We start from the raw sequence: 11,988 nt of genomic DNA on the forward strand, positions 1-11,988 counted from the left end.
CTGCGCACAGCTTGCTTAATGGTATGACCTGACCCCGGTTTTTATTTTTCGCGGAAGAAGGCCACCACGTCGTCCTGCTCGCGCGTGCGCTTGAACGACGGCAGGCTTTGCCAGATGCGCCGGCCGTACGGCTTGGAGATCACGCGCGGGTCGCACAGCATCAGCACGCCACGGTCGCCCTCGTCGCGGATCAGGCGGCCGGCGCCCTGCTTGAGGTTGATGATCGCCTCCGGCAGGGTGTGGTGCATGAAGCCGTTCATGCCCTGCTTCTCCATCACTTCGATGCGGGCCGCCAGCACCGGGTCGTCGGGCGGCGCGAACGGCAGCTTGTCGATGATCACCAGCGACAGCGCGTCGCCGCGCACGTCCACCCCTTCCCAGAAACTCTGGCTGCCGATCAGCACGCCGTTGCCGGCCTTGCGGAACTGGTCGAGCAATTCCGTGCGGCCCTTGTCGCCCTGCACGAACAGCGGGAACGGCAGCTCGCGCTTGGCGAACTCGTCGCGCAGGCGCTCGGCGGCGCGCTTGACGGCGCGCAGCGTGGTGCACAGCAGGAAGGTCTTGCCGCCGGCCGCCTCGATCACGGGCAGCGCCTTGTCGAGCACGGCGTCGATGTAGCCGATGGAGTTGGGGTCGGGCAGGCCCTGCGGCACGTACAGGATGCCCTGCTGCTCGTAGTTGAACGGGCTGGGCCAGGACATCGACAGCTCGCCCGTCAGCCCCATCTGGTTGGCGAAGTGGCTGAAGTCGTTCTTCACAGCCAGCGTGGCCGAGGTGAAGATCCAGCTGCGCGGCACGCCCTCGCGCTGGCCGTTGAAGATGGGCGCGATCGACAGCGGCGTCTTGTGCAGCTGCAGCGACATGGTGTAGGCCTCGACCCAGAACACGGCCTCCTCGCCCTTCTCCACCCTGGCCTTGGGATCGTACTTCCACGCGGCCAGTTGCTGCGCCAGCTCGATGCCGCGCACGCGGCACTGCTCCAGCGTCTCGGCCCGGATGGCCTGGGTCTCCAGCACGGCGTTCAGGCCGTCGAGCTCGTCCTTGAGCGTCTGCAGGGCCGGGAAGAAGTCGCTCGACGGCGCGATCTGCGGCAGCGACAGCCGCACGATGTCCTGCGGGAAGGTCAGGCGCAGGTCGCGCGCCGCCTTCTCCACCACCGTCACCGTCTTGCCCCAGTCGGCGCCGTCGCGCGCGTGGGCCAGGCCCTCGGCCAGCACGTCGCGGCACAGCTCGAGCACCTGCGAGGTGGAGAAGGTGTCGCCGAAGAACAGCGTGGCCGTGTCGGGCAGCTGGTGGGCCTCGTCGAAGATGATGGTGTTGGCCGACGGCAGCAGCTCGGCCACGCCGGTGTCCTTCAAGGCCACGTCGGCGAAGAACAGGTGGTGGTTGACCACCACCACGTCGGCCTGCTGGGCTTCCTTGCGCGCCTTCATCACGAAGCAGTCCTGGTAGTACTGGCACTCGGCGCCCATGCAGTTCTCGCGGGTGGACGTGACCAGGTTCCAGATCAGCGCGTTCTCGGGCACGCGGGCCAGCTCGGCCTTGTCGCCGGAGCTGCTCATCTTCAGGAAGCGCGAGATCTCGCGCAGGTGGCCGACGTCGTCGCGCGAGGTCATGCGCCCGTTCTGCAGCGTGCGCTCGAGGTGGTAGTGGCACACGTAGTTGGAGCGGCCCTTGAGCAGCGCCACCGACACCGGCGCCTGCAGCGCCGTGCGCACGGTGGGGATGTCGCGCAGGAACAGCTGGTCCTGCAGGTTCTTGGTGCCGGTCGAGACGATGGTCTTGCCGCCCCACAGCAGGGCCGGCACCAGGTAGGCGAAGGTCTTGCCGGTGCCGGTGCCCGCCTCGGCGATCAGGGTCTGCTGCTCGGCGATGGCCTGCGCCACGGCCTTGGCCATCTCGGTCTGCGAGCGGCGCGGGCGGTAGCTGCCCACGGCCGGCCCCAGCGGGCCGCCGGCGCCGAACAGCCGTTCGATCTCGGCGTCGTGGCGGCCGGGCACGTGCGGGACGGCGGGATTGGCGGATGGCGCGCTGGCCACCGGGGACGCGCCGGACTCGGCTGGCGCGGCGGCGGGCGGTAACTGGGGTTCGGTCAAAATAAGCTTCGTGGTGGCGTGCGGGCGCCCGGGGTCAGGCCGGGACGTCCGGCACTAATTGCATTTTCAGCAATGTGATATAGTCCTTCAACTGCAGCTTGCGCTTCTTCAGGCGACGCAGTTGCAGCTGGTCGTGGTGGCCATCGCGCGTCAGCATTTCGATCACCGCGTCGAGGTCGCGGTGTTCCACGTCAAGTTCGATCAGGCGCCGCTGTATTTCTTGTGCATCAGTCATGGTGAGGTTTTCTGTTACAAATTGTTCCGTGCGTTCCGGGCAGATACGCATACAATCCAAATAGTTTCGCTTAGCCAACAACCATGCTTGCAACAAAACTGTGTAACGGTGCATAGTTTAATCTACCCCAGCCCAGCCGCCAACAGAATTGATGTGGCGAACGCCACGGCCAGCCCAGCAGGGATACAGTGTGACATATGAGCGCGTATAAAATCGAAGCCGGCACGGCCCAGCACATCGGCAACCGGGCCCAGCAAAATGACCGGGTGGCCCTGTACACGGCCGCCCAGGCGCCCGGCTACGTGCTGGCGGTGCTGGCCGACGGCGTCAGCGGCGGCGCCATCGCGTCCGACCAGGTGCTGCTGACCAGCAAGCACCTGTTCGATGAATTCCGCGTCGGCGACACGCCCAACCTCGAGCGCCTGGAGGAGCTGCTGCGCACCATCGCGCACGAGGCGCACGAGGTGATCAAGATGAACCCCATCGCCGCCAGCAGCGAGCCGCAAAGCACGCTGGTGCTGCTGGCGCTCACGCCGCAGCGCCAGGCCGTGTGGGCCCATGTCGGCGATTCGCGCCTGTACCGCTTCGCCGGCCAGAGCTGCGCCGCGCGCAGCAACGACGCGGCCTACGTCGAGCACTTGGTCGGCAACGACAAGCTGCCGCTGGAGGCGGCCAGGAAGCACCGCAATTCCAAGCTGCTCAGCAACGTGCTGGGCAACAGCCTCAAGCCGCCCTTCGTCACCGTGGGCCGGCACGAGAACCTGCAGGCCGGCGACGCCTTCCTGCTGTGCTCGGACGGCCTGTGGCAATACTTCACCGACCTCGAACTGGCCGCCGCGCTGGCGCGCAACACGCCGCGCCAGGCGTCGGAACGGTTGATCAACAAGGCCATCGAACGGGCCGCCGGCAAGGGCGACAACTGCTCGATGGCCATCATCAAGCTGGTCGCCCCACCCAAGGAAAAACCGAGCTACACGGTGCAGCGGCTGAAGCGGGCCGTCTGACCAAATTCGGTGTCACCGGTTAGGATGCTTATTGCTTGAGGGCCGACGCGGCAGCGGCGGCCGCCGCCGCGGCCTTCTTGCGCTCGGCTTCCTCGCGCGCGGCGCGCTTGGCGCCCGCTTCCTGCTTCTTCTTCGCGATGGCCGCCTTGCGTTCGGCCGATTCCCGCTGCTTGCGCTCGTACGCGGCCACGTTGGCGGCGCGCCGGGCGGCGCCGGCCGCCTCCTCGGCCTGACGGCGCTGCTCGCGCGCGTCGTGCTCGGCCTGGCGCTCGGCCAGCGAGGGGCCGGCCTTGGGCGCGGCCGCCGGTTTGTCGTCCACCGGCGCCGCCTTGGCCGTGCGCGGCTGGGCGGCGCGCGCGGCCTGCTCCTCCGCGTCCTTGCGGGCGCGCTCGGCCAGCTCGGCGTCGCGCTTGTCGACGGCGTCCTTGCGCTTGAAATGACTGGCCTCCACTTCCACCGCGCGCAAGTCGGACAGCGCCGCGCGCCGCTTCTCGCGCGCCTGGTCGAGGCAGCGGTTGACGAAGAACTTGCCGTAGCAGACTTGCTCGTCCTGCGCGTAGCGCGCGTGCACGGCGGCGCGGTCGCGCGCCACCTGTTCCAGCGTGGCGTCGGCCTGCTCGACCGAATGGGTGACCGGCACCCGCGGCGCGCCTTGCGGGCCCTGGCCGATGGTCTGGGCATGGGCCGGCGCCAGCAGGGCCGCGCCCAGCAGCAGCGCCACGCGCAGCGCCGGTCGCAACGCAGTTCGCAACGCAGTTCGCAAATAAGTGGTTGGTGTCATCTTCAATTCCGGTTACGCCTTACGCCAGCGCGTCGGCCGCGCCGCGCTGTTCCTTGTCCATGTAGTCGCGCGATTGCATCTCGACGATGCGCGAGACGGTGCGGTGAAACTCGTTGGCCAGCGTGCCGGTCGTGTACAGTTCTTCCGGCTCCACCTCGGCCGACATCAGCAGCTTGACCTTCTGATCGTAGAACACGTCGATCAGCCAGGTGAAGCGGCGCGCCTCGGACGACATGGCCGCCGACATCATGGGAATCCCGGACAATATCACGGTATGGAAGCGGCTGGCGATTTCCAGGTAATCGTTCTGCGAGCGGGGGCCGCCGCACAGGGTGGCGAAATCGAACCAGATGGTGGTGCCGGCCCGGCGCAGGGCGCGGATCTCGCGGCTCTCGATGCGCACCGTCGGCTCCTCGTCGGCCGATTCGGCCACGCTGGCGAAGGCGTCGCGCAGCGCCTGGTCGGTGGCCGCGCCCAGCGGCGTGTAGTAGCACTGCACCTGCTCCAGCGCGCGGCCGCGGTAGTCGATGCCGGCGTCGATGTTCATCACGTCCAGCTTCTCGTACAGCAGGCGGATGGTGGGCAGGATGCGGTCGCGGTGCAGGCCGTCCGGATACAGCAGCTGCGGGTCGTAGTTGGAGGTCATGATGAAGCTCACGCCGTTGTCGAACAGCGCCGACAGCAGGTTGTACATGATCATGGCGTCGGCCACGTCCGAGATGTGGAACTCGTCAAAGCAGATCAAGCGGTATTTCTTGGCGACGCGGCGCGCCACCTCGTTGAGCGGATCGGCCACGCCCTTCAGCTCGTCGAGCTGGCGGTGCACGCCGCGCATGAATTCATGGAAGTGCAAACGGGTCTTGCGCACCACCGGCACCACCGAATAGAAGCTGTCCATCAGGAAGGACTTGCCGCGCCCCACCCCGCCCCACATGTACACGCCGCGCGGCACGCCGGGGCGGTTGATCAGGCGTTTCAGGCTGTTCGAGCGCTGGCCCTTGTAGGCCACCCACTCGTCGTAGCACTGCTGCAGACGGTCGACGGCGCGGCGCTGTTCAGGGTCGGCCTTGAAATCGCGCTGCTCGAGCGCGTGCTGGTAAAACTCTTGGACGTTCATGGAATTCACTTCAGTGCGACGGCTGCGCAAAAAAAAGCGGCGGGCCTGCGCCCGCCCTACCAGTACCGCGTAGGACGGGCGTGGCCCGCCGCGTGCTGCTTTAGAAGTTCAGGGTACGCTTGTCGATCGCCAGCGCCGCTTCCTTGGTCGCTTCGGACAGCGATGGGTGCGCGTGGCAGATGCGAGCGATGTCCTCAGCCGAGGCCTTGAACTCCATCGCCACCACGGCTTCCGAGATCAGCTCGGAGGCCATCGGGCCGATGATGTGCACGCCCAGGATCTCGTCGGTGGTGGCGTCGGCCAGGAACTTGACCATGCCCGAGGTGTCGCCCAGCGCGCGCGCGCGGCCGTTGGCCAGGAACGGGAAGGTGCCGGCCTTGTAGGCCACGCCGTCGGCTTTCAGCTGCTGCTCGGTCTTGCCCACCCACGCGATTTCCGGCGAGGTGTAGATGACCCAGGGGATGGTGTTGAAGTTGGTGTGACCATGCTGGCCGGCGATACGCTCGGCCACGGCAACGCCTTCTTCCTCGGCCTTGTGCGCCAGCATCGGGCCGCGCACCACGTCGCCCACCGCCCACACGCCCGGCAGGTTGGTCTTGCAGTCGCCGTCCACGGCCACGAAGCCGCGCTCGTCGAGTTGCAGGCCGACCTTGTCGGCGGCCAGACCGTTGGTGTTGGGGGTGCGGCCGATCGAGACGATCAGCTTGTCGAACACGGCGCTCTGGGCTTCGCCCTTGGCGTTCTCGTATTCCACGGTGACGTTGTTCTTGCCGGTGCTGATCTTGCCGATCTTGCAGCCCAGGTTGATCGACAGGCCCTGCTTGGCGAACAGCTTGCCCGCTTCCTTGGCGATCTGCTCGTCGACGGCGCCCAGGAACACGGGCAGGCCTTCCAGCACGGTCACTTCGGAGCCCAGACGGCGCCAAACGGAACCCATTTCCAGACCGATCACGCCGGCGCCGATCACGCCCAGCTTGGCCGGCACGGCGTCGATGGCCAGCGCGCCGGTGTTCGACAGGATCAGTTTCTCGTCGAACGGTGCGCCTGGCAGTTCACGGGCGTTGGAGCCGGTGGCGATGATGACCTGCTTGGCGTTGATGGTCTCGTTGGCCGGGGCCGAGACGACGATAGGATAGCCGTCGGCCGTGGCGGCGCCGCCGAACGAGGCGCGGCCGTGGAAGAAGGTGACCTTGTTCTTCTTGAACAGGAACAGGATGCCGTCGTTGTTCTGCTTGACGACCGTGTCCTTGCGCTTGATCATCTGGCCCAGGTTCAGCGACAGGCCGGCGACGTCGATGCCGTGCTCCTTGAAGGCGTGGCCGGCGTGCTCGTAGTGCTCGGACGATTGCAGCAGCGCCTTGGACGGGATGCAGCCGACGTTGGTGCAGGTGCCGCCGGGAGCGGGGCCGCCCTTGGCGTTTTCCCATGCGTCCACGCAGGCCACGGAGAAGCCCAGCTGCGCTGCGCGGATGGCGGCGATGTAGCCGCCAGGACCGGCGCCGATCACGACGACGTCAAATTGTTTAGTGCTCATATTTTTCTCAATTCCCAATCAGTTCCTCGTCCGGGACGAAGATCCATAACAGTAGGTAGACCACCAGTCCGAAGCCGAAGGACACCGTGAACAGCGCGAATATCAAACGCCACACCCACGATTCCATGCCCGACGCCTTGGCCAGGCCGCCGCACACGCCACCGATCCAGCGGTCGCTGCGCGAGCGGCGCAGGCGGTTCAATTCGCCCGGCAGGTCGACCTCGCCGCCGTCGCGCGGCGGCGGGCCGGCGTTCAGCAGCCTGGCCTTGGCCTGGGCGAATTCCTCGTCGGACAAGGCGCCCGCCTGGTGCAGCTCGTGCAGGCGCTTGATTTCTTCGGATACGTTCATGGCGGCCTTTCGGGCTAGTCGTGCTTCAAACCAGGGTCTGGCCCGTGCGGGTCAGACCCTTTGAACTGGCGAAACGCGGGGGATTACAGTTCCAGCAGCAGGCGGGCTGGATCTTCCAGCGCTTCCTTCATGGCCACCAGACCCAGCACGGCTTCGCGGCCGTCGATGATGCGGTGGTCGTACGACATCGCCAGGTAGTTCATCGGACGGATCACGATCTGGCCGTTTTCAACGACGGCGCGGTCCTTGGTCGCGTGCACGCCCAGGATGGCCGACTGCGGCGGGTTGATGATCGGGGTCGACAGCATGGAGCCGAAGGTGCCGCCGTTCGAGATCGAGAACGTGCCGCCGGTCAGGTCGTCCAGCGTCAGCTTGCCTTCCTTGGCCTTGGCGCCGAATTCGCCGATCTTCTTCTCGATGTCGGCGATCGACATCTGGTCCGCGTTGCGCAGGATAGGCACCACCAGGCCGCGTGGCGAACCGACGGCGATACCGATGTCGAAGTAACCGTGGTAGACGATGTCGTTGCCGTCCACCGAGGCGTTCAGGATCGGGTACTTCTTCAGCGCGGCCACGGCGGCCTTGACGAAGAAGGACATGAAGCCCAGCTTGACGCCGTGCTCTTTCTCGAACTTGTCCTTGTACTTGTTGCGCAGGTCCATCACCGGCGCCATGTTCACCTCGTTGAAGGTGGTCAGGATGGCGTTGGTCGATTGCGACTGGATCAGGCGCTCGGCGATACGGGCGCGCAGACGGCTCATCGGCACGCGCTCTTCCGGACGGTCGCCCAGGTTAGGCGCGGCCACGGCCACTTGCTGCAGCGCCGGCTTGGCGGCGGCTGGCGCCAGCGGCGCGACGGCGGGAGCAGGCTTGGCGGCGGCGGCCAGGGCGTCGCCCTTGGTCACGCGGCCATCTTTGCCGGTGCCGGCCACTTGCGAGGCCGACAGGTTCGCTTCCGACAGGATCTTGGCGGCGGCGGGCATGGCCACGTCGCCCTTGTTGGCGGCGGCGGCAGGTGCTGCGGCTGGTGCAGCGGCGGGAGCGGCAGCGGCAGCTGGAGCGGCGGCCGATGCCGAGCCTTCGGTGTCGATGATGGCGATCACTTCGCCGGCGACGACGGTGCTGCCGTCGCCCTTGATGATCTGCACCAGCACGCCGGCGCTCGGCGCCGGCAGTTCCAGCACCACTTTATCGGTTTCGATATCGATCAGGTTTTCGTCGCGGGCCACCGCCTCGCCGACTTTTTTATGCCAGGTCAGCATGGTCGCTTCGGCGACCGACTCGGACAGTTGAGGAACCTTGACTTCGATTTGTGCCATGTAAAACTCCGTATATTTTGTTGTTGCGGCGCCGCGCTGACCGCCCTTGCAGGCCGCGCGGCGCACCGTCAGTGTGTGTGTGCTTGATTACTTGGTCAGAACGAAACCCTTGAGCTTCGAGAACGCCGTCTCCAGCAGGTCTTTTTGCTGGGCGTAGTGCTTGTCGTAGTAGCCGACAGCCGGCGAAGCCGAGGCCGGACGACCGGCGTAGGCCAGGCGCTGGCCCGCTTCCATGCTCTCGAAGATGCTGTGCTGAATCTGGAACCATGGGCCCTGATTCTGCGGCTCGTCCTGCGCCCACACCACTTCGGCCAGGTTCGGGAACTTCTTCAGTTCGGCCGTGAACGACTTGTGCGGGAACGGATACAGCTGCTCGATGCGGATGATGGCCGTATCGGTCTGGCCGCGCGTCTTGCGTGCGTTGACCAGGTCGTAGTAGACCTTGCCCGAGCAGGCGACCACGCGCTTGACCTTCTTGGCGTCGATCTTGTCGTCCACCTCGCCGATCACGGTCTGGAACGCGCCCTTGGCCAGTTCGGTCAGCGGGGTGCCGGCGTCCTTGTTGCGCAGCAGCGATTTCGGGGTCAGGATCACCAGCGGCTTGCGGAACTGGCGCACCATCTGACGGCGCAGCACGTGGAAGATCTGCGACGCGGTGGTCGGCTGCACCACTTGCATGTTGTTGTCAGCGCACAGCTGCAGGAAACGCTCAGGACGGGCCGACGAGTGCTCGGGACCCTGGCCTTCGTAACCGTGCGGCAGCATCATGACCAGGCCCGAAGCGCGGCCCCACTTCACTTCGCCGGAGCTGATGAACTGGTCGATCACCACTTGCGCGCCGTTGACGAAGTCGCCGAACTGGGCTTCCCAGATCGTCAGCGTGTTCGGTTCAGCGGTCGAGTAGCCGTATTCGAAGCCCAGCACCGCCTCTTCCGACAGCACGGAGTCGATCACGGTGAACGGGGCCTGGCCTTCGGCGATGTTCTGCAGCGGCACGTAGGTGCCGGCGTCCCAACGCTCGCGGTTCTGGTCGTGCAGCACGGCGTGGCGGTGCACGAAGGTGCCGCGGCCGGCGTCCTGGCCGGTCAGGCGCACGGCGTAGCCGGACGACACCAGCGAGGCGTAGGCCAGGTGTTCGCCCATGCCCCAGTCCAGGTTCAGTTCACCACGGCCCATGGCGGCGCGGTCGCCCAGCACCTTTTCCACCAGCGAGTGCACCTTGAAGCCTTCCGGCACGGTGGTGATACGGCCGGCCAGACGCTTCAGTTCCGTCATCGGCACGGCGGTGTCGGCCGAGTCGGTCCACTTGCGGTTCAGGAACGGCAGCCAGTCGACGGCGAACTTGTTCTTGAAGTTGGAGATGACCGGATCGATCGTGTGCTTGCCGGCGTCCATCGCTTCGCGGTAGGCGGCCACCATCTTGTCGCCGCCATCGGCAGCGATCACGCCTTGCGCGGCCAGCTTGTCCGCGTACAGCTTGCGGGTGCCTGGGTGCTGGGCGATCTTCTTGTACATCAGCGGCTGGGTCAGGGCAGGCGTGTCCTGCTCGTTGTGCCCCAGTTTGCGGTAGCAGATGATATCGACCACGATATCCTTCTGGAACTGCAGGCGGTAGTCCATCGCGATCTGCGAGGCCAGCACCACGGCTTCAGGATCGTCCGCGTTCACGTGCAGCACGGGCGCCTCGATCATCTTGACCACGTCCGAGCAGTAGATGGTCGAACGGGCGTCGCGCGGGTCCGAGGTGGTGAAGCCGATCTGGTTGTTGATAACGATGTGCACCGTGCCGCCCGTGCCGTAGCCGCGGGTCTGGGCCAGGTTCAGGGTCTCCATGACCACGCCCTGGCCGGCGAAAGCGGCATCGCCGTGCACCAGGATAGGCAGCACTTGCGCGCCTTGCGCGTCGCCGCGACGGTCCATACGGGCCTTGACGGAACCTTCAACGACAGGGTTGACGATCTCCAGGTGCGACGGGTTGAACGCCAGCGACAGGTGGACCGGGCCGCCGACGGTGGAGATGTCGGACGAGAAGCCCTGGTGGTATTTCACGTCGCCGGCCGGCAGGTCGTCGCCATGCTTGCCTTCGAATTCTTCGAACAGCTCTTTCGGGCTCTTACCCAGGGTGTTGACCAGCACGTTCAGGCGGCCACGGTGGGCCATGCCGATCACGATTTCCTGCACGCCCTTTTCGCCGGCGCGCTGGATGATCTCGTCGATCGAGGCGATGAACGTCTCGCCGCCTTCCAGCGAGAAGCGCTTCTGGCCGACGTACTTGGTGTGCAGGTAGCGTTCCAGGCCTTCAGCGGCCGTCAGGCGGTCAAGGATGTGCTGCTTCTTCTCTTTGGTGAAATTCGGGGTGGAGCGGATCGATTCCAGGCGCTCCTGCAGCCAGCGCTTCTCGGCCGGGTCGGAGATGTACATGTATTCCGCGCCGATGGAGCGGGTGTAGGTATCGCGCAGGAAGTTGGTCAGGTCGCGCAGGGTCGCGGTTTCAGGACCGAAGTAGGTGTTGCTGATGTTGAACACGGTGTCCATGTCCGCATCGGTGAAGCCGTAGAAGCTGGGGTCCAGCTCGGGGATCATCGGACGTTCCTGGCGCTGCAGCGGGTCCAGGTTGGCCCAGCGCGAGCCCAGGTAGCGGTAGGCGGCGATCAGCTGGGTGGCGGCGACGCGCTTGCGGCCCATTTCGGGATCGCCCGAGGCGGTCACGGTGCGGATCGGGCCGGCCTTGGCGCGCTCGGCGAACGAGGCGATCACGGAGGCATGGGCGACGTCAGGCTTGTTGGAACCATCGACGGCCGGCACGTGCTGCATGGCGTCGAAGTAGGCGCGCCAGTTGTCTGGCACGGAACCCGGGTTGTTGAGATACGCCTCGTACAGTTCTTCGACGTACGGCGCGTTCCCACCAAACAGGTAGGAGTTGGACGTGTATTGTTGCATCATATTGCTCACCTTTCTTCGCGTTTCGCGAGATTAGCGGGTTAATCTAACCTTCCGCGACACGGCCTGACCGGTTAGCGGATTGCACATCAAGTTGTGGGGAAGGACTCTTGTTTCTTTCGGTAGAACTAAAATCGGTCAATCAGGATAGCACGCGGCATTGTATCTCAACAACCAATTGTGCGTGAAAAATGCGCACGAAAATATGGTCTTTTTTTCGCCCGCAGGCCGCGCCAATGCTCGATCCCGGCGAAAAATAGCCATAAGATTAACGTTGACGGACGCTTCCCCGCCAGACCGGCCAGGATCCATCCACGCCAGTTCTTTTTTCTAATCGCCGCTATATGTTTGTAATGGCTGCTATCGCCCACTATCGCTTACTAAAATAACCGTGCAGGCAACACTAAGCCAAACTAAACGCCACTATTTCGATAGCGGCATGTAGTCAGTTTTAGTAACCGGCTTCCCGTGAACCGGATAAGCAGCGAAGAATCAAGAAAGCCGCGATTGCCGCAAAATTTGTTGTCTATACAATCAATTCCGCGGTGCAACAATGTAGGACAATATCGGCCCTTGCCAATATTGCGGCCGCGACTGCCCGCCGGCCCTGTCC

Annotated in this window: 9 protein-coding genes; 1 reads left to right on the forward strand and 8 read right to left on the reverse strand. The window is 65.2% G+C overall.

The window, feature by feature from the left end; genetic code table 11:
* Positions 1-41 precede the first annotated feature (41 nt).
* Both yoaA and AC1RQG_RS16240 read right to left on the reverse strand, forming a co-directional pair.
* A complete protein-coding gene (gene yoaA / locus AC1RQG_RS16235; RefSeq protein WP_493133169.1) occupies positions 42-2,039 on the reverse strand; it encodes a DNA repair helicase YoaA in 1,998 nt (665 codons plus the stop codon).
* Positions 2,040-2,130: 91 nt separating this feature from the next.
* Positions 2,131-2,331 (reverse strand): YdcH family protein, encoded by a 201-nt coding sequence (locus tag AC1RQG_RS16240; RefSeq protein WP_182155475.1) that lies wholly within the window; start codon positions 2,329-2,331, stop codon positions 2,131-2,133.
* Between the two features lie 197 nt (positions 2,332-2,528).
* Between AC1RQG_RS16240 and AC1RQG_RS16245 the strand changes: the two genes are divergently transcribed.
* Positions 2,529-3,335 (forward strand): PP2C family protein-serine/threonine phosphatase, encoded by an 807-nt coding sequence (locus AC1RQG_RS16245; RefSeq protein WP_493133048.1) that lies wholly within the window; start codon positions 2,529-2,531, stop codon positions 3,333-3,335.
* A gap of 28 nt (positions 3,336-3,363) precedes the next feature.
* Here AC1RQG_RS16245 and AC1RQG_RS16250 read toward each other — a convergent pair whose 3' ends face one another.
* The 6 genes from AC1RQG_RS16250 to AC1RQG_RS16275 all read right to left on the reverse strand — a co-directional run bounded on the left by AC1RQG_RS16250 (position 3,364) and on the right by AC1RQG_RS16275 (position 11,378).
* A complete protein-coding gene (locus tag AC1RQG_RS16250) occupies positions 3,364-4,116 on the reverse strand; it encodes a hypothetical protein (protein ID WP_493133049.1) in 753 nt (250 codons plus the stop codon).
* A gap of 19 nt (positions 4,117-4,135) precedes the next feature.
* On the reverse strand, positions 4,136-5,233 hold the full coding sequence (gene zapE, locus AC1RQG_RS16255) for a cell division protein ZapE (protein ID WP_493133050.1): 1,098 nt from the start codon (positions 5,231-5,233) through the stop codon (positions 4,136-4,138).
* 100 nt (positions 5,234-5,333) lie between these two features.
* Entirely contained in the window at positions 5,334-6,767 is a 1,434-nt protein-coding gene (lpdA, locus tag AC1RQG_RS16260) for a dihydrolipoyl dehydrogenase (RefSeq protein ID WP_493133051.1), read from the reverse strand.
* A gap of 7 nt (positions 6,768-6,774) precedes the next feature.
* Positions 6,775-7,116 (reverse strand): PspC domain-containing protein, encoded by a 342-nt coding sequence (locus tag AC1RQG_RS16265; RefSeq protein WP_493133052.1) that lies wholly within the window; start codon positions 7,114-7,116, stop codon positions 6,775-6,777.
* 83 nt (positions 7,117-7,199) lie between these two features.
* Positions 7,200-8,435, reverse strand: a complete 1,236-nt coding sequence (gene odhB, locus AC1RQG_RS16270; RefSeq protein ID WP_493133053.1) for a 2-oxoglutarate dehydrogenase complex dihydrolipoyllysine-residue succinyltransferase — start codon at positions 8,433-8,435, stop codon at positions 7,200-7,202.
* A gap of 87 nt (positions 8,436-8,522) precedes the next feature.
* Positions 8,523-11,378, reverse strand: coding sequence for a 2-oxoglutarate dehydrogenase E1 component (locus AC1RQG_RS16275; RefSeq protein WP_493133054.1), 2,856 nt, complete (start codon positions 11,376-11,378; stop codon positions 8,523-8,525).
* Positions 11,379-11,988: the final 610 nt, after the last annotated feature.

The organism is Rugamonas sp. GW822-FHT03B10, assembly GCF_058801745.1.

Coding starts and splice junctions, on each gene's coding strand:
- AC1RQG_RS16240 (WP_182155475.1), bottom strand. CDS start 2,331: ATGACTGATGCACAAGAAATACAGCGGCGCCTGATCGAACTTGACGTG.
- AC1RQG_RS16245 (WP_493133048.1), top strand. CDS start 2,529: ATGAGCGCGTATAAAATCGAAGCCGGCACGGCCCAGCACATCGGCAAC.
- AC1RQG_RS16250 (WP_493133049.1), bottom strand. CDS start 4,116: ATGACACCAACCACTTATTTGCGAACTGCGTTGCGAACTGCGTTGCGA.
- zapE (WP_493133050.1), bottom strand. CDS start 5,233: ATGAACGTCCAAGAGTTTTACCAGCACGCGCTCGAGCAGCGCGATTTC.
- lpdA (WP_493133051.1), bottom strand. CDS start 6,767: ATGAGCACTAAACAATTTGACGTCGTCGTGATCGGCGCCGGTCCTGGC.
- AC1RQG_RS16265 (WP_493133052.1), bottom strand. CDS start 7,116: ATGAACGTATCCGAAGAAATCAAGCGCCTGCACGAGCTGCACCAGGCG.
- odhB (WP_493133053.1), bottom strand. CDS start 8,435: ATGGCACAAATCGAAGTCAAGGTTCCTCAACTGTCCGAGTCGGTCGCC.
- AC1RQG_RS16275 (WP_493133054.1), bottom strand. CDS start 11,378: ATGATGCAACAATACACGTCCAACTCCTACCTGTTTGGTGGGAACGCG.